At 66.5% G+C, this 20,860-nt stretch carries 21 protein-coding genes; 5 read left to right on the plus strand and 16 right to left on the minus strand.

Annotated elements, in window-relative coordinates; all coding sequences use genetic code 11:
* Positions 1 to 749: 749 nt before the first annotated feature.
* A complete protein-coding gene (locus tag HALKA_RS0116025; protein WP_018258952.1) occupies positions 750 to 2,264 on the minus strand; it encodes an oligosaccharide flippase family protein in 1,515 nt (504 codons plus the stop codon).
* A 28-nt stretch (positions 2,265 to 2,292) separates the two neighbouring features.
* A complete protein-coding gene (locus HALKA_RS0116030; RefSeq protein WP_026190366.1) occupies positions 2,293 to 3,318 on the minus strand; it encodes a glycosyltransferase family 2 protein in 1,026 nt (341 codons plus the stop codon).
* A 292-nt stretch (positions 3,319 to 3,610) separates the two neighbouring features.
* Between HALKA_RS0116030 and HALKA_RS0116040 the strand changes: the two genes are divergently transcribed.
* Both HALKA_RS0116040 and glmS read left to right on the plus strand, forming a co-directional pair.
* Entirely contained in the window at positions 3,611 to 4,159 is a 549-nt protein-coding gene (locus HALKA_RS0116040; protein WP_018258955.1) for an HTH domain-containing protein, read from the plus strand.
* 147 nt (positions 4,160 to 4,306) lie between these two features.
* Entirely contained in the window at positions 4,307 to 6,103 is a 1,797-nt protein-coding gene (gene glmS, locus HALKA_RS0116045; protein ID WP_018258956.1) for a glutamine--fructose-6-phosphate transaminase (isomerizing), read from the plus strand.
* A gap of 89 nt (positions 6,104 to 6,192) precedes the next feature.
* Here glmS and HALKA_RS0116050 read toward each other — a convergent pair whose 3' ends face one another.
* From HALKA_RS0116050 to HALKA_RS0116090, 9 genes are all read right to left on the minus strand, one after another.
* The gene (locus HALKA_RS0116050; protein WP_015762997.1) at positions 6,193 to 6,453 is read right to left on the minus strand and encodes a hypothetical protein; all 261 of its coding nucleotides are present in this window, start codon (positions 6,451 to 6,453) and stop codon (positions 6,193 to 6,195) included.
* Between the two features lie 379 nt (positions 6,454 to 6,832).
* Entirely contained in the window at positions 6,833 to 7,816 is a 984-nt protein-coding gene (locus tag HALKA_RS0116055) for a glycosyltransferase family 2 protein (RefSeq protein ID WP_018258958.1), read from the minus strand.
* A gap of 69 nt (positions 7,817 to 7,885) precedes the next feature.
* Positions 7,886 to 8,836 carry an NAD-dependent epimerase/dehydratase family protein gene (locus HALKA_RS0116060; protein WP_044956819.1) on the minus strand — a complete coding sequence of 317 codons (951 nt, stop codon included), beginning with the start codon at positions 8,834 to 8,836 and terminating at the stop codon, positions 7,886 to 7,888.
* Between the two features lie 57 nt (positions 8,837 to 8,893).
* Positions 8,894 to 9,823: a polysaccharide deacetylase family protein gene (locus HALKA_RS0116065; RefSeq protein ID WP_018258960.1), complete on the minus strand. Its 930-nt coding sequence runs from the start codon at positions 9,821 to 9,823 to the stop codon at positions 8,894 to 8,896.
* A gap of 81 nt (positions 9,824 to 9,904) precedes the next feature.
* Entirely contained in the window at positions 9,905 to 10,888 is a 984-nt protein-coding gene (locus HALKA_RS0116070; RefSeq protein ID WP_018258961.1) for a Gfo/Idh/MocA family protein, read from the minus strand.
* Entirely contained in the window at positions 10,881 to 11,996 is a 1,116-nt protein-coding gene (locus HALKA_RS0116075; RefSeq protein WP_018258962.1) for a DegT/DnrJ/EryC1/StrS family aminotransferase, read from the minus strand. Before HALKA_RS0116075 ends, HALKA_RS0116070 begins: the two co-directional genes overlap by 8 nt.
* Entirely contained in the window at positions 11,993 to 12,574 is a 582-nt protein-coding gene (locus tag HALKA_RS0116080; RefSeq protein ID WP_026190367.1) for an acyltransferase, read from the minus strand. The genes HALKA_RS0116075 and HALKA_RS0116080 overlap by 4 nt, the downstream gene beginning before the upstream one ends.
* Positions 12,575 to 12,865: 291 nt before the next feature.
* Positions 12,866 to 13,279 carry a DUF7344 domain-containing protein gene (locus tag HALKA_RS0116085; protein WP_018258964.1) on the minus strand — a complete coding sequence of 138 codons (414 nt, stop codon included), beginning with the start codon at positions 13,277 to 13,279 and terminating at the stop codon, positions 12,866 to 12,868.
* Positions 13,280 to 13,375: 96 nt separating this feature from the next.
* Positions 13,376 to 13,927, minus strand: a complete 552-nt coding sequence (locus tag HALKA_RS0116090) for a metal-dependent hydrolase (protein ID WP_018258965.1) — start codon at positions 13,925 to 13,927, stop codon at positions 13,376 to 13,378.
* Between the two features lie 380 nt (positions 13,928 to 14,307).
* Here HALKA_RS0116090 and HALKA_RS0116095 point away from each other — a divergent pair, with 380 nt between their 5' ends.
* Positions 14,308 to 14,586, plus strand: a complete 279-nt coding sequence (locus HALKA_RS0116095; protein ID WP_026190368.1) for a winged helix-turn-helix domain-containing protein — start codon at positions 14,308 to 14,310, stop codon at positions 14,584 to 14,586.
* Positions 14,587 to 15,175: 589 nt separating this feature from the next.
* On the opposite strand, the gene HALKA_RS0116105 is transcribed toward HALKA_RS0116095, so the two are convergent.
* On the minus strand, positions 15,176 to 15,685 hold the full coding sequence (locus HALKA_RS0116105) for a DUF7344 domain-containing protein (protein ID WP_018258968.1): 510 nt from the start codon (positions 15,683 to 15,685) through the stop codon (positions 15,176 to 15,178).
* Between the two features lie 404 nt (positions 15,686 to 16,089).
* Between HALKA_RS0116105 and HALKA_RS0116115 the strand changes: the two genes are divergently transcribed.
* Positions 16,090 to 17,457, plus strand: a complete 1,368-nt coding sequence (locus tag HALKA_RS0116115) for a nucleotide sugar dehydrogenase (protein WP_018258970.1) — start codon at positions 16,090 to 16,092, stop codon at positions 17,455 to 17,457.
* 506 nt (positions 17,458 to 17,963) lie between these two features.
* Positions 17,964 to 18,584 carry a DUF7344 domain-containing protein gene (locus tag HALKA_RS0116120; RefSeq protein ID WP_018258971.1) on the plus strand — a complete coding sequence of 207 codons (621 nt, stop codon included), beginning with the start codon at positions 17,964 to 17,966 and terminating at the stop codon, positions 18,582 to 18,584.
* Positions 18,585 to 18,695: 111 nt separating this feature from the next.
* On the opposite strand, the gene HALKA_RS21515 is transcribed toward HALKA_RS0116120, so the two are convergent.
* The 4 genes from HALKA_RS21515 to HALKA_RS0116140 form a co-directional block, all read right to left on the minus strand.
* Positions 18,696 to 18,866, minus strand: coding sequence for a DUF7511 domain-containing protein (locus HALKA_RS21515; RefSeq protein WP_169333110.1), 171 nt, complete (start codon positions 18,864 to 18,866; stop codon positions 18,696 to 18,698).
* A 75-nt stretch (positions 18,867 to 18,941) separates the two neighbouring features.
* Positions 18,942 to 19,673 carry a TrmB family transcriptional regulator gene (locus HALKA_RS0116130; protein WP_245545429.1) on the minus strand — a complete coding sequence of 244 codons (732 nt, stop codon included), beginning with the start codon at positions 19,671 to 19,673 and terminating at the stop codon, positions 18,942 to 18,944.
* Between the two features lie 180 nt (positions 19,674 to 19,853).
* Positions 19,854 to 20,156 carry a HalOD1 output domain-containing protein gene (locus HALKA_RS19745; protein WP_015762980.1) on the minus strand — a complete coding sequence of 101 codons (303 nt, stop codon included), beginning with the start codon at positions 20,154 to 20,156 and terminating at the stop codon, positions 19,854 to 19,856.
* A gap of 268 nt (positions 20,157 to 20,424) precedes the next feature.
* On the minus strand, positions 20,425 to 20,751 hold the full coding sequence (locus tag HALKA_RS0116140; RefSeq protein ID WP_018258975.1) for a DUF7344 domain-containing protein: 327 nt from the start codon (positions 20,749 to 20,751) through the stop codon (positions 20,425 to 20,427).
* Positions 20,752 to 20,860 lie beyond the last annotated feature (109 nt).

The raw sequence follows: 20,860 nt of genomic DNA on the forward strand, positions 1-20,860 counted from the left end.
CACGGCGCGCTCCTATTTGTAGATTCTGGTATGATAGATGTAAGGACTGTCGCCGTCGGGGAGAAACTCCTTCGAAACTGATTGGTCGCTATCCGGGAGCCGGCACAGGTGTTCACGAGGAGGAAATAACGGTGGTACCAGTGATAGAACTATCGAGAGCGAGGGAGGAAACCGCGGGTCGGGAACGGTGTACTGAAAGTGATACGTTCGGGAGAGCTGCCGGCGGCGACCGGCCGGAAGCATCGGCCCGTGGAGAACGTATCTGGCTGCGTACACTTGTTTACGCGAGAAACGAACCACCGGTTTGAGATGCAGTATCAAAATTGGGTAGTCGTCTCTCGCTGATATGCTCGAATCCGCGGACCGGATCGTGTGACATTGGCCCGACCTCCGGTACACGTCGAGATTGCGCGGGCGCGTCCGGAGCGAGATAGCCCCAAGATCGAACAGTACGATTTCGCGTGCGGCCACGAGACAGTCGAAGAGTGAGGGTACCAGCGTCGACGGTCACATCGTTACCGTCGAGGCGACCGCGTATCGAACGGCACCAGACCCTCCCGATCGTCGGTACGACACCGGAACCGTATTCAGGGTGGCGGCTGTTGTGTTCGATATATTTCCAGACGAAACTGGAGGTCTAATGCGTCGCGGCGGTCGGTCGAACGTCACACCCCGTTGATGGTACGGGCCACCAGTTTACATTTCTTCATTTTTATATAGGGAATAAAATTGCCGGGGGACGCGACACGTCACCGGTCCGACCCCGGCAAGAGCGCCCGGAGACGAGGACCGACCGGTGCGGGCAACGCGCCGGTGACCGACCGGAGTTCGTCGACGGTCACCGCACCGAACGCCACGGCGACGATCGTGTAGACGACTGTACCGACGACCGGGACCACCGCGAGAGAGAGGTACTCGCCGACGAGAACGGCGTCGACGGCATAGATGACGGGAGCGGCGACGACCGCGGTCCCGACCAGCGACGGGAACCGGAGATCGGCCAGCGGTCGATACCCCAGATACCGCGCGCAGGCGACGTGGAAGGCGAACATCGAACCGTAGCCGACGCTGGTGGCAGCCGAAGCGCCGATCATCCCGTAGGCCGGAATCAGTACTGCGTTGAGGACGACGTTGATACCGGCAGCCCCGCCCGTGGCGACGATCGGGATTCGAAGGCGACCGCTCCCCTGATTGATGGCGTACAGCGGGCGGGCCAGCGCGAAGCCGATCGTCCCGGGCAACAGGACGAGCAGCGGCCCGACGGTGTCGGTGAACGCGGGACCGAAGTACAGCGGGATCGCCGCGTCGGCCAGGACGAACAGACCGATCGCCATCAGGGACACGAGCAGCCAGACGTAGCGCGTGATTCGAGAGGCGATGTCGGTGAGGCGCTCGAACCGACGCTCGGCCCACAGTCGGGAACTGGAGTGCAAGAGCAGCGTCTGGAGAGAGAGCGGAACGAACCAGACGTACTCCGCGATCGCCAGGGCCGCCCTGTACTGTCCCGTCTGTCCGCCGTCGGTCAGGAGCCGCATCATCACCACGTCGACGTGGAACAGCGACAGCAAGAGGAGTACGAGGACGATGTTGAGCCCGTTGAACGAGAGCAGTTCTCGGGTGGGGAAGTCGTCTGGAGGCCCACGGAGGATGGCAGACACCGACAGTCGGCGGGCGATCACCGCGAGACCGACGACGGCGAGCAGCGTCGCACCGGCGATGTTCGAGATGAGGAAGGCGTCGACGCCGAGTCCGAGGGCGGCCAGCCCGAGTCCGAGTCCGACCCAGGTGAGCTTCGTCGCGACCCGGAGGGGCTCGGAGTAGCGCTCCAGACCGAGCCCCATCAGCGTCCGGCGGGTGAACGCCCGGAGCTGTGCGGCGACGACCAGCACCGCCAGCAACGCGAAGTAGTAGGAGAACGGAGCACCGAGCAGGCGGTTCGGCAACCCGCTCGCGCTGGCCGCGCCGACGACGACGGCACCGACCGTCCCGAGTCCGAGCGTCAGTCGGAGGTAGAAGCCGACGACGTGTTCGTGCCAGCGGTCGTCCGCGCGCTCCTCGGCGACGAACTTCTGGATGCCCTCCGTGACACCGGAGCTGACGAGGATCATGTAGAGGCTGAACGAGGAGATGAGGAAGGCATAGTCCCCGTACCCCGTCGTCCCCAGCTCCCGGACGACGATCGGTAAGGAGACGATACTGATCACCGAAGTCGCCAGCTTGGCGCTGAACAGTGCGCTGAACGCCTCGGTTAGCGACCGGTCCACGGACCTCCCCCCAGCGTGGCCGCGTCGGTCATCGAATCCCTCCGACCGCTCCGGAACTCCGCCCGGTCGGCGTCGCGACCAGCTCGACCCGTCCGACCGGATAGGCAGACTGCGGCGGGTGCGGCCCGAGGAAGCCGGCGAGTGCGCCCGCCCAGACGGGAGCGAGCGATATCGACTTGTTTTCGACCCAGGTCCGCCCCTTGAGTCGGAGACAGACGCCGACCAGCGCCGTCGTCACGCAGCACCACGCCAGAAGCCCGACCGGACCCAGCGAACCGGTCGCGAGGATTCCGAGCGCCGTCCAGCCACCCATCACCGCGTAGAGTCGAGAATAGTGACACACGCGCGCGACCATCCGCGGGGATCGAGACCACTTGCGCAGGACCTGCCCGCGACCGAAGTAGTAGCCGCTGCGCCACCGGCGACGCAGCTCCGGCAGCCCGTCGCCGAAGGGGTGGGCTGCGGCGACGATCGGGAGCCGCACGAGGTGGTACCCCGCGTCCCTGAGGCGAAAGCCCAGCTCCACGTCTTCGAGGGCCTGCAGGTGCGGGTCGAAGCCGCCGACCGACGCCAGGATCGACCGGTCGTACAGTACGACGCCACGCAGCGTGTCGACGCGGCGCTCGGTCCGTCCGGAGGCGTCGTTGAGACAGCCGTCGACCCCGGCGACCGCGGGCTCGGACCGGAGCCGCGCCGCGGCGGCCGCGACCCACGAGGGCTCGACGATCATGTCGCCGTCGACGAACAGCACGGGGTCAGCCGACGTGACCTGTGTCCCGACGTATCGACCGGCACCGGGCGTGCGGTCGGCAGACGCGGGGAGACGGTAGACGCGGACCGGATAGTCGGCGGCCAGCGCGACGGTCTCGTCGGTCGAGCGCGAATCGACGAGGACGACGTCGGTCTGTTCGAACTGGCGACACGCCTCGAAGATCGCATCGAGACACGCCTCGATACGATCGGCCTCGTTGTAGGTCACGACGACCACGGAGAGGGCAAGATCGGACGCTGTGTCGCTGCTGTGCCCGCTCGTGGCCTGCCCCCGGCAGCTCATACACCGATCACCATTTCTTGTCCCGACGCACCGCTGGCCCGCGCATTGTTATGGCCGGGCTACCGAACGCTCTCGGCTCGGTACCGGACGGACCAACGGTCAGTCGCCCGGTAAGGCCGGGACGGGCCACCGCAGGTGGAGCGGACGCAGCTCGCGCTCGGACAGCAGCGCCTGGACGCCAGCACGGCGAAACCACACCATATCGGCGACAGTGGAGGGTTATCACGAATCAGTTCTGTGAACGGTCGAACCCGCTTATGTCGGCTGGTACGGACCCAACAAGGAGAACACGATGTCAGAGACACCGTACCGTGAGTGGTGGTCGAATCACAGCGAGCGCGTCGAAGCGAGTGACGACGTTCGCGTCGACGTGTTCGTGCGGTCGCTGGGGGCACCGACGCCCTCCCAGACGACGCAGTCGGCTGTCCTCGAACGCCTCGACGGACTGGAGGAACGGGACAGGATCGATCGGTTCACCGTTCAGGTGTGGGGCGACCGTCTCTACACGGGGGAACGCTGTTCCCAGTCGCCGGTCGGGCGATACCTGCACAACAAGATCGAGGAGTTCGAACGCTGGGCAGACGGCTATCCCGAGGTCGAACTCCCCTTCGAGCAGACGGTCTGTGAATCGTTCGTCACCGACGAAGCGTTCGACTGCGTCAAGCTCCCGCGGATCTGTCTGGCGACGTACGTCGACGGCGAACTCGCGGGGGTCGTCCCGAGCCAGTTCGAGGCGGTCGACATGACGGTCCACTCGTATCTGACGGGGCTGGCCGAACTCGCGAGCGATCCCCTGGCCGCCACAGACCGGGGTGAGGTGAAGTCTGTGGGCAGTCTCTGAACGGGCCGGCGACTCCGTCGGACGACCGACAGCCGTCGCATAACAAAGGTGGCAAGCGGGGTAGCGGGTGTGTATGTCAAGACCGCCCCGCGGACGCGCAGTCGACCGACAGCGACGCCCCAGTCTCGCCACGGAGGATGGCCGCTGATGTGTGGGATTACCGCCTGCGTGGGATGTGACGAGGCAGTCTCGACGCTGCTTTCGGGACTGGACAACCTCGAATACCGGGGGTACGACTCCGCCGGGATCGCCGTGCCGGACGGTGCGTCCCTGGAGGTCGTCAAGCGCTCCGGCGAGGTCGCCGAGCTGGCCCGGCGCGTCCGTCGTGACCGCCCCGGCGGGACGGTCGGGATCGGCCACACCCGCTGGAGCACCCACGGCGAACCGAGCGACGAGAACGCCCACCCACACACCGACTGCACGGGGCGCGTCGCCGTCGTCCACAACGGGATCGTCGAGAACTACGCGTCGTTGCGTGATCGACTCCGGGCGAGTGGTCACGTCCTCGACAGCGAAACAGACACCGAAGTGGTGCCACACCTCGTCGAGGAGTATCTGGCCGCGGGCGCGACGCCGGTCGACGCGCTCCGGGCGACGATCGAGGACATCGACGGGAGCTACGCGATCGCGATGGTCGTCGCCGACAGCGACCGAGTCTACGCCGCACGGAACGGCTCGCCGCTGGTCCTGGGCCTGGGCGACGACGCGAACTACCTCGCGAGCGACGTGCCCGCGTTCATCGAGCGCACCGACAGCGTGGTCTACCTCGACGACGGCGACGTCGTCGCGATCGGACCGAACCACTACGAGGTGACCGGCGCGGACGGTCGCGTCCGCGATCGACCGGTCCGGACCGTCGAGTGGACCGCCGAGGACGCCGAGAAGGGGCGCTACGACCACTACATGCACAAGGAGATCCACGAGCAGCCACGGGCCCTAGAGCAGACCCTTCAGGGGCGACTCGGCGACGGCGTCGCGCTCGACGACCTCGCGGACGAGACACTCGACGGCGTCGAACGCGTGGCCTTCGTCGCCTGTGGAACCTCCTACCACGCTTCGCTGTACGGGGCGCGGTTACTGACCGAGCGTGGCGTCCCCGCGAGCGCACACCTGGCCAGCGAGTACGTCACGGCACCGCCACCGGCGCGGCCGGGGACGATCGTCGTCGGCGTGACCCAGAGCGGGGAGACGGCCGACACACTGGCGGCGCTCCGGGAGGCACACTCACAGGACCAGCCCACGCTCGCGGTCACGAACACGGTCGGTTCCACGGCCGCCAGAGAGTGCGACGACGCGCTGTTCATCCGGGCCGGTCCCGAGATCGGCGTCGCGGCGACCAAGACCTTCTCCTCGCAGGTCGCGACGCTGGCGTTGCTGGCCGAGCAACTGGCCGCTCGCGAGGGGACCGAGCGGGGCCGCCCCTTCCGACGCGCGCTTACTGCCCTGCCCGACGACGTCCGCGCGGTCGTCGAGTCGGACGACGTTCGGTCCGTGGCTCGGCAGTTTCGAGACAGCGACGCGTACTTCTTCGTCGGTCGCGGGACCGGCCATCCGGTCGCACTGGAGGGAGCGCTCAAGCTCAAAGAGATCACCTACGAACACGCCGAGGGGTTCGCCGCCGGCGAACTCAAACACGGTCCGCTCGCACTCGTGACCGAACGGACGCCGGTGTTCGCGATCGACACGGGGCGCAACACCGAGAAGGTCGCCAGCAACGCCGAGGAAATTCGATCACGCGGCGGGCCGGTCGTCGCGGTCGGCCCGGCCGACAGCCCGCTGGGCGACCGAGCGGACGCTCACTTGCCGGTGCCCGACACCGATCCGGCACTGACGGGCGTGCTCGCGAACGTTCACCTCCAGTTGCTTGCCTATCACGTCGCCGCGGAACTCGACCGACCGATCGACAAGCCACGGAACCTCGCCAAGAGCGTGACCGTCGAGTGAGACGGACGGCTGTAGCGACGTCCCGGTGAGCGTCGCCGCGGGACTCGACCGACCGCGAAGCGACGGGCGATATCCGTACGAGAGCGCAGCTACAGCTTCGTTCCGAGGTCACAGCAGGCGTCCGGTTCCGCGACGATGAACGCCTCGTCGCGCAGCATCGACTCCTCGATCGGGAGGAACACCTGCTTGTCGTCGCGAGCGTTGGGCACGACCTCCCAGTCGACCAGCTCGTACCCCAGATCGCTGTGCAGGTCCGGATCGACCGGCCGGCCCTCCCAGGGCGTCCCCGCGAACGTCGTGGCGGCGTCGGCGAGCGGATCACTGTCGGTGTTGTCCGTCTCGTTGGTCATCGTCTGGTCCCCCATCGGCGTCGTTCAGACGGTCGGCTGTCACGTCGCGAAGCCGTCCGCCACCCCGAGGTGGCGAGATCGGTCACAGACGGACAGCCGACAGTAGCAGACGTACTGTCCACGTCGCGGAGGGCCAGGTAGGTGGGTGTCGGAGCCATCAACACCTGGTAATCCGTACATACCGACAAAACGGTTCCGTCGAAGTGGACTGACTTGCCTACCAGTCGGTAGCGGCGTGGTTGCGCCTTCCGAGGGGACGCCGAAAGGAGCGGTTACCGACGCTCCCGAGCGGTAGGGCTCATACTACCGGCTGTACATCTGTCACGGATTTCGCCACTCCGAAGTGGCGAATATCTGAACGAGGGGACAGCCGGCAGTATCAGTTATCGACGACGACGGCCAGCTCTTCGTTGTGCCTGCGGTCGAGCGCGACGCCGGCCGCGAGCGCCACGGTCGCGACGAGGAGAACCACCGACGAGAGAGCGAGTAGGCCGCTGTTACCCGCCAGCAACGCGAACAGGACGCCAGCCAGGCCGGGGACGGAAAGCGCGATCCCGCCGAGATAGCCGGCCGGGATCGCCGGACTGACGTCGCTGGCGTATCGGCGGAGCCGCCAGAAGAAGTTCCGCGCCAGCATACCGGAGACGCGGGGCACGTACGTCCGGAGGTCGATGTGGCTGGTCTCGTCGCCGTACTCGGCGGGCATCGGCACGTCGGCGACCCGGCAGTCCGCGACGTTGAGCTTGACCAGCAGGTCGTTGCAGTAGCCGTAGAACTCGTACATCTCGTCGACCCCGCTGCGTTCGAGCGCCGCCGTGGAGGCGGCGGTGTACCCGTTCTGTGGGTCGCCGATCCCCCAGTACCCCGACGCGAGTCGCGTCAGCGTCGAGAGCATGCGGTTGCCCGCCTGACGGACGGTCGGCATCGACGAGCGGTCCGACGGCGAACACAGCCGATTCCCCTTCGCGTAGGCGGCCCGCCCGTCGGCCACCGGCGCGACGATGTCGGGCAGCAGGTCCGGGTCCATCTGCCCGTCGCCGCCCATCACGGCGACGATGTCCGTGCCGTCCCGGCTCGCCGCGAGGTAGCCGGTCTTGATCGCGCCACCGACACCGCGATTTCGCTCGTGGCGAATCGGGACGACCGTCTGTGCCGCCTCGCCGCCGTCCGCGCGTGCCCGCGACCGAGAGCGTTCGCGGGCGGGAACGTGTGACTGGATGACCGACCAGGTGTCGTCGGTCGAGCAGTCGTCGACGACGTACGCCCGGTCGACACAGTCAGGGAGCGTGTCGATGACTTCGCCGACGTGTGCTTCCTCGTTGTATGCCGGTACGACGACGCTGAGAGAGTGTCCGTTGAACATGTCTGCTGAAAGTCCGTGCAGCAATCGGTGACTCTCTCTTCCCGGCGGGACGGGTTTGTTATGGACGCGCTACGACGAGGAAGGGGGATCCGCGGGGGTGGCCACGTCGACGAGCCGGTCGATGCCCGAGCGGAGATCGACCGTCGGCTCGTAGCCGAGTCGTTCGCGTGCGCGAGATATGTCTGCCTCGCTGTCGCTGATGTCGCCCGACCGCTCGTCGGCGTGTGTAATCGGCGAGTCGCTGTCCGTCGCCGCCCGGATCAGCTCGGCGAGCTCCGCGATCGAGATCGACGAACCGGTGCCGACGTTGTAGGCCACGCCGACCTCGTCGGTGGTCGCGGCCCGGAGGTTCGCCTGGACCACGTCGTCGACGTGGACGAAGTCGCGGGTCTGCTCGCCGGTCCCGTGGACCGTGATCGGCTCGCCGCTTCGAGCCTGTTCGAGGAACACGTCGGCCACGGCACTGTAGGGGTTGGGGCCAGTCCGCGGCCCGTAGATGTTGAAGTAGCGCAGCGGGACGACCGGGAGATCGTACTGCTGGGCGAACACGCGGGCGTAGTGATCGACCGCGAGCTTGTCGACGCCGTACGGTGAGGTCGGTTCGAGGGGGTGGTCCTCCTCGATGGGAACCGACTCGGGCTCGCCGTAGATCGCGGCGCTGGAGGCGAGGACGACCCGCGTGTCGTACTGGCGAGCGTAGTCGAGCAACTGGACGGTCGCGCCGGTGTTGACGTGGTTGCTCCGGGGCGGATCCCGCAGCGAAGCCGGGACGCCGACGACGGCCGCCTCGTGGAAGACGACGTCTGCCGCCTCGATCTCCTGCTTGAGCTTGCGCTGGTCGCGTACGTCGCCGTGGACGAAGGTCACGTCGTCGGGAACGCGGTCGCGGTCGCCCGTCGAGAGGTCGTCGATGACGGTCACCTCGTTGTCCGGGGCGAGCGTCTGGACGAGCTGGCCGCCGACGAAGCCGGCACCGCCCGTGACCAGCACCGATCTGTCGCTGAGGTTGGGTTCAGACATGGAAAGGAACTCCACTCGTGTCGGGTTTGTTATGCCCGCCCTATAGTGTTTTCTGAATTAAACGCCATCGGGAGAGTGGCCCGCCGTCGGCGGATCCGCGCGGCCGACTCGGGCAGCGACCTCGCCCATCGTCTCGATAGCGAGGTCGGCGCGGCGCTCGTCGAGGTAGTCGAAGATCGCTCGCATGCGTGCGATCTCCGGGCGGCCGACGAGGTTGTTCGGATGGAGCCACATGTGGAAGACACCGTCCCGGCGGGCCGCGGCGTCGATCCCGCGACGGGCGTACTGGACGATCGGATCCTCGAAGACCGTCGTCAGGAGTCGCCGGGGTCGGCCCTCGAAGGAGAAGAGGTACAGCGACGCCGGGATGTCGACCAGACCGTGCTCGTCGACGGCGGGTGTGACGAGGCGTGGCTCGGGCTCGCCGACGGTCGCTTCGCGGAGTTTGTTCAGCGGCGTCCGTTCCGCCGGGGCGACACCGCGATAGCAGTCGAAGTCGTACTCCGCGAGCAGCTCCCGGTGACCCACGCTGTTGCGCGGAAAGACGAACGAGCGAAGCGAGTAGTCGGTCGCGCTGGTCGCGTCGAGACACGCCTCGATCTCGGCGCGAGCGGTCGCGGCCGTCGTGTCGTCCGCTCCGAAGAGGACGTGTGAGAACGTGTGGCAGCCGATCTCGTGGCCGACCGGGTCCGCCGCCACGTCGGCGACGAGGTGGGGGCCGTACCGCAGGCCCGGACGGTCGGCCCAGCGGTCGCGTTCACACCGGAACCACTCCGGACCGCGAGGGTGGTTCTCGTGGCGGCCGTCACAGTCGGTGAGCAACAGGTGACCGACGACCGCCCACGTCGCAGGAATCTCGTACTCCGAGCAGAGCCCGGCGAGTCGCTTCCAGCCGACGCGGGCGGCCGCCAGTCGCTCCGAGTGGCCCGACACGTCGTGAAAGCCCCAGCCGAGTTCTGCGTCGACGGAGATCACGACCGAGCCCATCCGCTCACCTCCGTGCGGGCCGCTCTCGGTGGGCCGGGACCGACGCGCTGGCGGGACAGTATCATAGCCGTCTCACACTCGTTAGCGGGGCTGCTGGGCAGTGGCGTCCAGTTCGGTCGACACCTGTGCGTCGATCCGGTCGACGAGTTCGAGGGCGCGCAGACCGTCCGTCCCGGAGACGACCGGTTCGCTGTCGGTCACGACCGCCTCGACGAACGCGTCCAGTTCCGTCACCAGCGGCTCGCCGTTGGCGACGGTCGGCTGTTCGATGACGCTCTCGTGGCGGTACCGAACGTCGCCGTCGTTCTCGACGTAGGCCGGCACGGAGTGGCGGTGGATTCGCACGTCCTGGTCGGCGTAGTCGACGGTGATCCGCGCGTCGCGGGTCGTCACCGCCAGCTGACGGACCTTCTGCTGGGTCACTCTGCTGGCACTGAACTGGGCGACCGTGTCGTCCTCGAAGGAGAGCTGTGCGGTGACGTGCTGGCCGTCGCAGGTGCCGGCCGCGTCGACGGTCCTGACGCCGCTGTCGAGCAGGGAGAGAGTCACGTCGAGGTCGTGGACCATCAGGTCCATCGTGACCGTGTCGGTCGTGTCCCGGTCGACCGGCGGACCGAGCCGCCGGGCCTCGACCGCGATCACCTCGTGGTCGGCCAGGACCTCCGTCAGGGTTCGGATGGCGGGGTTGAATCGCTCGATGTGGCCGACCTGGAGGACGAGGTTCTCGTCGGCGGCGCGTTCGACCAGCGCCTCGCCGTCGGCGAGGTCCTTCACGAACGGCTTCTCGACGAGGACGTGGACGCCAGCGTCCAGCGCCCGCTCGACGAGGTCGTCGTGGTACCGGGTCGGGACGGCGACGGTGACGGCGTCGACGGCGTCGAGCAGCTCGGCGGTCGGCATGACGGTCGTATCGTAGTCGTCGGCGACCTCGCGGGCCGTCGCCTCGTCGGCGTCGGCGACGCCGACCAGCGAGACGGCGCGGTTCTGTGCGTAGACGCGGGCGTGGTGGCGACCCATGTTGCCCACGCCGACGACGCCCGTCCTGAGGCTGCCGTTCTCACTCATCGTCGATCACCGTGTCGATCGCAGTCGCGATCGTTTCGACCGTCTCGTCCGCCAGCGAGGGGTGGACGGGCACGGAGAGGACCTCTCGTGTCAGCCGCTCCGCGACGGGGAACGACGACTCGATGTCGTCGTAGGCGGGCTGTTCGTGGATCGGCGTCGGGTAGTAGACGCCGGTGTCGATCCCGATTCGTTCGAGGCCGGACGCCAGCGCGTCTCGTTCGGGCGAGCGGACGGTGTACTGGTGGTACGAGTGGCGCTTGTACGCCGCCTCCGTCGGCGTCGTGATCGACGGGGCATCGATCCCCGCGGAGAGTCGCCGGGCGTTCGCACGCCGGGACTCGACGAAGTCGGGCAACCGCTCCAGCTGTGCCCGTCCGATGGCGGCCGCGATGTCGGTCATCCGGAAGTTGTGGCCGACCGAGCGGTGGACGGAGCCGTCCTCGGGGTCGCGCCCGTGGTTGATGAACGAGCGGAGCCGACGAGCGACCGCGTCGTCGTCGGTGACGACCATCCCGCCCTCGCCGGTCGTCATGTTCTTGGTCGGATAGAAGGAGAAACAGCCCGCGTCGCCCAGCGATCCGACCGGCTCGCCGCGGTAGGTGGCTCCGTGGGCCTGTGCGGCGTCCTCGATCAGGGTCGCGTCGCAGGCGTCGGCCAGCGCTCTGAACCGGTCCATCTCGGCGGGGAGCCCGTAGAGGTGGACCGGCATGATGGCGTCGACGCCGCCGTCGAGGGAGTCGACGCGCTCGCTGGCGGCCTCGGGATCGAGGTTGTACGTGTCGGGATCCACGTCGGCGAAGACCGGCTCTGCGCCGACCAGCCGGATCGCGTTGGCCGTCGCCACGAAGGACAGGGGCGTGGTGAGTACGCGGTCGCCCTCGCCGATGTCGAGCGCCGCCAGCGCCGCGTGGAGCGCGGTCGTCCCGTTGCTGGTGGCGACGGCGTGGTCGGTCCCACAGTAGTCCGCGAAGGCCGCTTCGAAGGCCGCGACCTCGCTGCCGGCCGCGAGGTGCCCGCTTTCGAGGACCGACCGGACGCGGCGCTGTTCGCGGTCCTCGACGACCGGGTCGGCCAGCGAGATCCCGTCGAGGTCGATCTGAGAGCTCATTCGATCCGGTTCCCTCCCTGGAGCGAGGCGGGCAGTTCCTCGTGTCGGCCGGGCGCACCGACGACGAGCGTCTCGGGCGGAACGTCGGCCGTGACGACGGTCCCGGCGGCGACGAACGACCGCTCACCGATCGTCACGCCGGGCAGGAGGGTCGCGTTGGCTCCGATCGAGACGTGCTCTTCGATCGTGACGCCGTCGAGTTCGCTCGCCGAGCGGATCGGGTAGTTGTCGTTCGTGACCGTGGCGTGGGGCCCCAGGAAGACCTCGTCTCCGATCGTCGTCTCCGGCGGGACGTACACGCCGGTCTGGAGGCTGACGTGCGAGCCGATCGTCACGTCGCCGTCGACGACCGTGTTGGTCCCGACGAGCACGTCGTCGCCCGCGACGGTCCCGTCTCGGACGAGGGCGTTGTGCCCGGTCGAGAAGTCGTCGCCGATCGTCACGTCGCCGTATATCACGGTCCCCGATCGAATCGTTGCGTTCTCGCCGAGTCGTGGGGTCGTCTCCGCGTCCTCGTCGCGACCCACGACGGCCTCCGGTGCTACGTAACTCCCGTCACCGATTCTCGCGTTTGTCATAGTATCCACACTGAGAGCCAGTGTTCGTCAGGTCACTCCGCGACAGACGCCTTTGTTATGGAGATGATAGGAGTGGTGCGGTCTGGTTAGCCGGGTGATGAATCCGTAAGGGAGCGCCTGTCTCGGAGAGACCGTCGTCGTCGGCCCCGAGACGCCCCGCCGCTCGTGTCGTCGGCGATCACTGTTGGGAGGCGGCCGCGATCGCGTCGCCGCCGGGGTCCGCACGGACAGTCCCGTGCGAACGGTCGCACCGGTCCAGGTCGACCGGAAAAACGGGGACAGCGATCCGTATCAGTCGTCGTGGCTTTGCTGCTGGGCGAGTGCAAAGCGGAGGTACGGTAGCGCGGCCGTCGTCTCGTCGGTCTCGGAGATTCGTTGTCGGCGACCGTCGAACTCGATCAGTCCCACGTCTTCGAGCTTGGGCAGCGAGACGTGGAGCAGTCGCGAGTCGATCTGGCCACGGTACTCCTGTTCCGAGAGGCCCTCGGGCGGATCGGTCTCTTCGATGATGTATTCGACCAGTTCGTGTGCGTAGACCGACCCCTCGTCCCGCAGGAGATACGTCAAGACGTATCGGTTCGCGGGGCGTGCGAGGACATCGAAGAGGTCGTCGATGGAGACCGTCGTCACGGTCACCGACGACGACGACAGCTCGTCGTCGAACTCCACGGCAGCTAACTGGTCGTCGTGATGCTCGGCACCCATGCTATACAGTACCTCCCGTGCGCTTTTGTGGGTTCTTTCGGTGTACTGGCCAGTTCGCGTCGAACGACACCGACGACACTCGTCGGTTGACCGCTGCTACCGGGCGTCGGGTGCGAGGGGCGTCCCGTCCAGCACCCACGCGAGGAGCGCCCCGCCCACCAGGAGGAGTTCGAGGACGACGTACACTCGTCCCGCGGGCGTGGCCAGCAGGGCGACGAACTGGGCGAGGAGTGTCCAGACGTGGCCGGTGATCGAGACCGGCGCGGACGCGGCGGTCTCCGTGAGCGGCCACAACAGGAAGGCCAGCCGGGGCGGTCCGCCCAGTGCCATCGGATAGACGACGTCGCCGGGCAGGTGAGCGAGGTAGCCGATCGCGAACGCCCAGCCGACCCGTCCGTGGCCGGTCTCGCGCGCGACGGCGACGACGGCGGCCGACACCGGGACGGCGACCAGCAGCGAGTGGGCCAACGAGATGCCGGAAGGCAGCAGCGTCGTCCCCCAGCCCAGCGGTTTGTCGACCAGGTCCGGGAACTGCGTCCCGACCGCGACGGCGACGGTCTGTGGACCCGTAGGCCGATCGCCGTCGCGGAGACGAGACAGCACCGAGAGGGCGACGTAGCCACAGGCGAGGTGCTCCCAGGGCCACATCAGGTGGCGTCGGTCGTTGGTCGCGTCGCTCGTACTCCGGCCTCGATACGCCCCGCGCGGTCGATAACGCTCTCTGAACGGGTTCGAACACGTCTGAAAGTCACGACTGGTGGTCGGAAACCGAGTGGTATTGTTATGGACGCCATATGCGAAGGCGCTCGTTGGCCGACCGACCACTGCATACGGACCGCCTGCTGACCGTCGGCAGAGGAGAGCACGGGAGAAAGACCCGCTTACTGAGTGTGAACGGGATTAACGACCGACTGTCTTTATGTCCGACTCGACTCGCTTATAGCGACAGTGATACTCCACAGTACTACCGGACGCTGTCGCGTGCCGTCACCCAGTGGCGCGACGGACCGATCGGGGGCGAGACGGTCATGACCGACCCCGACTGGGACGACGTGAGCTTCGTCATCAGTTCGCGCTACAGGGTCGCCGCGATGCGTCGCCTCGACGAGGGACCGTCGACGCCGTCGAACATCGCCGACGACGCCAGCGTGGGCCTGGCCCACGTCTCGCGGGCGCTCCAGGAGCTCCGAGAGAACGAACTGGTCGATCTGCTCGTCTCCGACGAGCGCAAGAAAGGGCGCGTCTACGGCCTCACAGAGGAAGGCGACCGGGTCTGGCAGACGATCGAAGCCGAGAACATGGTGTAGCGCCGCCGGCGCTCGCGGACGAACCACGGACAGCAGCGCCACCGTGTGGACCGGGCTATCCGCGACCCCAACGTTGTACAGACGGACGGCCAGCGCTGCCAGATCCATCTCGGAGATGCCGGTCGGTCCCGACAGCCCGAGAACGCTGTGGCTTCCGTGCGGTAACTCGCCGCTTCCGTGGGCCGGGAACTCGCTACGGACACAATTACTATAGGATCGTACGACCCAGACACTGGCGATGGTTCAGCACATCTCGGAACGCGAAATGGAACGGATCACAGAGTTCGCAGAGACGCCGGTTTACGAACGGACACCGGAACAGCTGCTACCAGACTCGGGCACCGACGACTGACCACCTCATACTGCCGGCTGTAAGTCTGTACAGAATTTCGCGACCCGTGGTCGCGAATATCTTGAAACAGTTACAGCCGGCAGTATCATTCTCATACCGCATTCCACCGACCATCAGCCGTGGCGTCGAGCCGGTGGCACTGTCGGCTATCGATCGGTGAGCGTCGGCACATCGGGCCGGCGAGCCGCGACGAGAGGCCGACAGTGCGACGCGCCACGGACAGTCCCAGACGGCGGGTCAGAGGCGGCGCTGCCACGCGAGGAGAAACTGCGCACCCGCGAGGAGAACGAACGCGAGAACGAGAATCTGGCCCAGCAGCGCTCCCGAGACGAACGGGAGCGCGCCGAACGACGTGGCCAGAAACGCCAGCCCACCGACGACCGCCACGACCAGGTAATACCGGTGCCACCGTCTGGACTGTTCGGGGTTGTGCAGGTACGGCTCGATCGCACCGGCCTGGGACGTGAGCCACACTTCGCCCGTGTCGGCGTCGTGTTCGACGATCCCGACGTCGACGAGCTTCGGCACGTGAGTCTGGTAGAGGGAGACGTACACGCGCTTGCGGTCCTGCGAGGAGAGCTCCTCGACGGTCGTGTCGTTCTCTCGGGCGGCCACGATCTCCGCCAGGGTCGTCAGTTCGATCGGAGTCTCCTCCTCCCGTAAGATCGCGATCGTTTCCCGCCGCCGCGCGCTGCTAAGCACGTCGAACACCGTGTCTTGTGAGAGTTCATCGTTGTTGCTGAACATCGAACGTTTTCGGATTGTCCCGCAGCGTCCGGCATATACAATCGATACAGCACATATGACCCTCGCCCATAGTTTAGTAACAGTGAGGTTACCCGGTTACCTCGCCGTCCAGACAGTCGCTACGATCGGATTACCGATCGGCGACGCGGTGGTGTCGCAGTCCCAGACGGCCGACACGACGGGCGCGGAGTCGCCACCGGGCGACGAACCGCGCCGGAAATGGTCCCAGATGCGTCACGTTCGCGCGAGCCACGCCACCGCGACGAGAGGGGCGATCACGCGAGCCATAACGCCGTCGTACGTCCGGGCAATGGTGTTCGTAACAATGTCGCTCTCGTCGGACGGGCAAACCAGATGATGACGACAGATCACGGACCGGCCACGCCGGACGGAGGGATCGACGGATGAGCACGACACTGCGTCGGCTGTACGGCAGTGACCGTCCGGCCGACGAGCAGCGACGGGCCTTCAGGGACGGCAGCGTTCCGGTCGCGGTCTACGGCCTCGGCAAGATGGGGTTGCCCCTCGCGGCGGTGTTCGCCGACCGGTCGGGGAACGTGACCGGCGTCGACATCGACAGCGCCGTCGTGAACGCGGTCAACGACGGTCAGTCCCCGGTCGAAGACGAGCCGGGACTGGACACCGCCGTCGAGACGGCCGTCGAGACGGAGTCGCTGCGTGCCACCACTGACGGGGTCGACGCCGCCGAGTCGGCGGCGCTACACGTCGTCATCGTCCCGACGCTGCTCGACGACGCGGACAGTCCAGACCTGTCCGCAGTGGAGTCGGTCGTCGACGACGTGGCTGCCGGACTGGCACCGGGCGACGCGGTGTTCCTCGAATCGACGCTCCCCCCGCGCACGTGCGTCGACGTGCTACGGCCACGGCTCGTCGAGAAGAGCGGGCTGGCCCCCGACGAGTTCGCGCTCGCGTTCTGTCCGGAGCGGACGGCCAGCGGGCGCGCGCTCGAAGACATCACCGGCAGCTACCCGAAGATCGTCGGCGGCGTCGACGAAGAGAGCACGCGCGTCGCGAAGCTGGTGTACGGCGAACTCACGAGCAACGAGGTCATTCCCGTGAGCGATCCGACGACCGCCGAGTGCGTCAAACTGTTCGAAGGGCTCTACCGGGACGTCAACATCGCGCTGGCCAACGAGCTGGGGCGGCTGGCCGACGAGCTCGCGATCGACGTGCGCGAAGCGATCGAGGCGGCCAACACCCAGCCGTACTGCGAGCTCCACGATCCCGGTGCCGGCGTCGGCGGGCACTGTATCCCCTACTACCCCCACTTCGTCATCGACACCGTCGAGACGTCGACACCGCTGCTGGAGACGGCCCGCCGGGTCAACGAGCGGATGGAGGAGTTCACTGTCCACAAGACCGTCGAGCAGCTCGTCGACGCCGGGACGGAGATCGGAGACGCGAGCGTCGCCGTCCTCGGTGTCACCTACCGTCCGGGCATCGACGAGACGCGGGCGTCGCCGGCCTGGACGATTACCGCCGCGCTGTCGGCGGCCGGTGCCGACGTGTACACCGTCGATCCGGTGTGCAGCGACCTCGCGGCCTTCCCGGGACACCCGGCGACGCTGTCGGAGCTCCCTGCGATCGACCCGGACGCGCTCGTACTGGTGACGGCCCACGACGCGTTCGACGACGTGCCCTGGGACCGACTCGCCGATCCGGTCGTGGTCGACGGTCGAGACGCACTGACGGACCCGCCGACGGCCGGCGAGGTGTACACGATCGGGAGCGGGCCCGCGACCTCCGACTGATACGGTTTATTGTAGTTGCTTACCGGTGATCGTCTACTCCGTGGCGACGATCACCGGTAAATCGCTACAATAATCCGTATGATACGGAACGTTGTCGTTGCGTACCGGTGAGCGTTGGGACGGTAGCGGCCAACAGCGCGATGCGGAGAGTGAAATTAGTAATTTTTCCGAAAATAATAATTTACTTTTAGATATTCGTTTTTCGGCCGAAAGAACGGATTATACGTTCGATCAGCCGGAGTAACTACCGACTGTCTCCTATAATACTCTGTTTGACAAATGTTACAGATATAGTAACGTTCAGAATAGAAGTTAAGTATAGGAAACAATTAAAAGTCTCCCGGTGGTGTGAGTATACGTCCACTGGACCGAGGCCAGGATCCATGGTGGGTGCTGGCGTCGCGTCACCGGTACGGGGTCACCGAGGAAACAGACACAGACACAAGCCGGTAATGGACGATCAACGGAGGTCACGAACATGAATCAGCGAACACTGGGAGACTACTATGAGCGCAACGCGCGATGAGTCAACACAGACGGAGGGTGGATCGGTCGGCGACACGAACAAGATGAGGGAGTCAGCCCAGCAGGAAGGGGCTGAGGTGACGGCGGACGAGCCGGCACCCTTACCGGTCGATCGGGTGTTCGAGTTACTGAAAAACCAGCGTCGCCGCGAAGTGTTGCGGTACCTCGAAGCGGCCGACGGCGAGACGGTCTCGCTGAGCGATCTCGCCGAACACATCGCCGCCATCGAGAACGACACGACCGTCCAGGCGATCTCGTCGAGCGAGCGCAAGCGCGTCTACGTCGGCCTCTATCAGTGCCATCTGCCCAAGATGGACGACATGAACGTCGTGGCGTTCGATCAGAACCGGGGGACGATCAGTCTCGGACCGAACGCCGACCAGCTCGAAGAGTTCCTCGACATCGGCGACGACGAGGACCGTCCCTGGCCCCGGTACTACGCGGGGCTCGCTGCCGGCGGGACCGCACTGTACGGACTCGCACTGATCGTCCCGGCCGTCAGCGTCGGCGTCGTCGTCCCGGTCGTACTCGTCGCGTTCGCCTGCTGTGCGATCGCCAACGAGTACGTCGACCGACAGACCGACGAGCAGAGCACGGTCTAGGACGGTCTGCGGGACCGGGTCCGGTTTTCTGCGCGAGCAACTGTGACAGTCGACAGGACGAACGCCGAACGCACGGCGCTTGGGTACGGCGACGGTCCGCGAGAAGGCGCGCTACCGAACCAGGGCCAGATCGACGTAGGTCGCTTCGTCGGCCGAGATCCAGGCGACCGCGTGCTCGTCTGTCGCCCGGAAGATCGTACACCGGTTCGGCCGCGCGTCGTATCGCTCGACGATCGCCCTGTACTCCGTCCCCGCAGTCGTCCGATCGGTCACTGACGGCATGGTTCGTTCACGCTGTCCGTGAGAAGGGGTTTGGTTATTGTGGGCCTTCGAGGAGTAAGCCGGCGACTGCCCTCGCTACTCGATCCCCAGCAACGCCCGCAGGAGGACGAGCAGATTGTTCGACTCGCCGCGGCTCCAGAACGCCAGCGGCTCCTCGGACTGGAACGTCACCACGGCGTCCTCGTCGTCGGCGAGCAGTACCGTCGAGAGGGGCAACACCGCCGGGTTCCACGGTCGGTCGTCGTCCACGACGGTGACCGGGCTCTCGTCGAACCGGTCGTCGACGCCGATCGCACGGACCTCGACGCCGCGCTTTGCGGCTGTGACGAGGGCGTCCGCGACTGGCTCGGCCCCCCGGTCGTCGGTCGTCGCCAGCAACACCGACTCCTGGGCGTCGGCAACGACCGCGCTCGTTCGCTCCGTGATCGCCGCCGGATCGCTCGACAGCCAGAGGTCGTCCCGCGACAGCGACGACTCCGTCGAGCCGACCGCCTCCAGTGCCGCCGTCACGTCGTCGATCCGATCGGTGTACTCGGTCCCCAGCACGAACAGCGCGTGCTCGATCGAGACCGCGTGAAATTGGCGCGGCGTCACCGACTCGATCTCGACGAGCCCCCTCTCGGACAGTTCGTCGGCGGCGTCGTACACTCGCGTGCGCGGGACATTCACCGTATCGCTGATCGACTTCGCCGTGCCGCTCTCGAGTTCGACGAGCGCGACGAACGTGCGCGCGGCGTACGCACTCAGCCCGAGACTTTCGAGCTTGTCGATCGCCTGCCGCCTGGCGTCGTCAGTGTTCGCTGTCATGCCTCGTCGTCCCATCACGGTACCCACCGGTACGGGCAGTATCGGCCGACACGCCCCGGCCGTCAGTTGAAGAGAACCGCATCTGATACGCACAGATTGTAGCCGTCGACCCCGTAAGTACTCTTCGTGATTTGGCGAGTGACACACACGAGCGAGCCCGTTTCGGGAATCTCGGACAGATCAGGACCGGGGCTCGGTGATCGTCAGGCGACCGTGGCTGTACACCGTCACCTCGTAGCCCTCGTACTCGAAGGAGATGTGGGCGTCTCCGCGACCGTCGTCGGGACATCTATCGAAGATGGTGTCCAGCGCGTCCGGATCGATCACCGTCCCCAGCGGTCGCAGTGCCGTCGGTTCTTCACCCGACACCTCCGACATCGCGTAGACGACCATCTCGCTGGTCGACCAATCGTCGTCGGCGTCGAACTCGACGACGTGGCGGTCGAACTCCGCATCGTACTCGACGACGAGATCGTCGTTCATCTGTTTCGTCTCACCGTCCTCGAACCGTCGACGGTGGCGGTCGCTGCTCCAGCGGTCGGGACGCGGCCAGGGGCGCGGTGTCGCACCAGGACGCCGTCGTACGCTGCACGGGCGCTCGAACTGGAGGGCGATGTCGAGTCCGGACGACACAGACGGGCGGGCGCAGAGGCGAGAGCAAACTGCATAGGTGACAGAAAGTTGGATTGTACAGACGTAACTCTTGTGGACCCGCTCGTAACAGGCGATTTCGCTCTCGATGGCCGAGCGATCACTCCTCTAGCAGCGAGAGCACGGCTTCGACCGTCTCGTCGCCGACGTAGTCGACCCGCGACTCGTCGGGATCGTACCGACAGACGCCGGCCGTTTCGAGGCGAGGAAGGTGACAGTGATGGAGGCGGCGAGAGAGTCGCTCCGTGGACTCGACCGAGACTTCCCCGCTGTCGGCGACGGCGTCCGCGAGGGCGTCGAGCGATCGAGACGGCTCCGAGCGGAGTTCCCGTAGCGTTGCACGCCGCGTCTCCGAGGCGAGCAGTCGGAGCACGTGGTCTGGCTTGTCGTCCGAGGCGTCAGTCGGCAGCGACCCATGTTCGGTCATCGGTGAGAGGTGACGGCCGGATACGGAAGGTTATGTATTATGTTACTGTCACCATTTTGCACGGAGGAGCGTTTCGTCGATCTTACCGCGAGTAGTCGACGCTCCCACG

The organism is Halomicrobium katesii DSM 19301 (assembly GCF_000379085.1).
GTDB classification, from domain to species: Archaea; Halobacteriota; Halobacteria; order Halobacteriales; family Haloarculaceae; genus Halomicrobium; species Halomicrobium katesii.

Coding starts and splice junctions, on each gene's coding strand:
- HALKA_RS0116030 (WP_026190366.1), bottom strand. CDS start 3,318: ATGAGCTGCCGGGGGCAGGCCACGAGCGGGCACAGCAGCGACACAGCG.
- HALKA_RS0116040 (WP_018258955.1), top strand. CDS start 3,611: ATGTCAGAGACACCGTACCGTGAGTGGTGGTCGAATCACAGCGAGCGC.
- glmS (WP_018258956.1), top strand. CDS start 4,307: ATGTGTGGGATTACCGCCTGCGTGGGATGTGACGAGGCAGTCTCGACG.
- HALKA_RS0116050 (WP_015762997.1), bottom strand. CDS start 6,453: ATGACCAACGAGACGGACAACACCGACAGTGATCCGCTCGCCGACGCC.
- HALKA_RS0116055 (WP_018258958.1), bottom strand. CDS start 7,816: ATGTTCAACGGACACTCTCTCAGCGTCGTCGTACCGGCATACAACGAG.
- HALKA_RS0116060 (WP_044956819.1), bottom strand. CDS start 8,836: ATGTCTGAACCCAACCTCAGCGACAGATCGGTGCTGGTCACGGGCGGT.
- HALKA_RS0116065 (WP_018258960.1), bottom strand. CDS start 9,823: ATGGGCTCGGTCGTGATCTCCGTCGACGCAGAACTCGGCTGGGGCTTT.
- HALKA_RS0116070 (WP_018258961.1), bottom strand. CDS start 10,888: ATGAGTGAGAACGGCAGCCTCAGGACGGGCGTCGTCGGCGTGGGCAAC.
- HALKA_RS0116075 (WP_018258962.1), bottom strand. CDS start 11,996: ATGAGCTCTCAGATCGACCTCGACGGGATCTCGCTGGCCGACCCGGTC.
- HALKA_RS0116080 (WP_026190367.1), bottom strand. CDS start 12,574: ATGACAAACGCGAGAATCGGTGACGGGAGTTACGTAGCACCGGAGGCC.
- HALKA_RS0116085 (WP_018258964.1), bottom strand. CDS start 13,279: ATGGGTGCCGAGCATCACGACGACCAGTTAGCTGCCGTGGAGTTCGAC.
- HALKA_RS0116090 (WP_018258965.1), bottom strand. CDS start 13,927: ATGTGGCCCTGGGAGCACCTCGCCTGTGGCTACGTCGCCCTCTCGGTG.
- HALKA_RS0116095 (WP_026190368.1), top strand. CDS start 14,308: ATGACCGACCCCGACTGGGACGACGTGAGCTTCGTCATCAGTTCGCGC.
- HALKA_RS0116105 (WP_018258968.1), bottom strand. CDS start 15,685: ATGTTCAGCAACAACGATGAACTCTCACAAGACACGGTGTTCGACGTG.
- HALKA_RS0116115 (WP_018258970.1), top strand. CDS start 16,090: ATGAGCACGACACTGCGTCGGCTGTACGGCAGTGACCGTCCGGCCGAC.
- HALKA_RS0116120 (WP_018258971.1), top strand. CDS start 17,964: ATGAGCGCAACGCGCGATGAGTCAACACAGACGGAGGGTGGATCGGTC.
- HALKA_RS21515 (WP_169333110.1), bottom strand. CDS start 18,866: ATGCCGTCAGTGACCGATCGGACGACTGCGGGGACGGAGTACAGGGCG.
- HALKA_RS0116130 (WP_245545429.1), bottom strand. CDS start 19,673: ATGACAGCGAACACTGACGACGCCAGGCGGCAGGCGATCGACAAGCTC.
- HALKA_RS19745 (WP_015762980.1), bottom strand. CDS start 20,156: ATGAACGACGATCTCGTCGTCGAGTACGATGCGGAGTTCGACCGCCAC.
- HALKA_RS0116140 (WP_018258975.1), bottom strand. CDS start 20,751: ATGACCGAACATGGGTCGCTGCCGACTGACGCCTCGGACGACAAGCCA.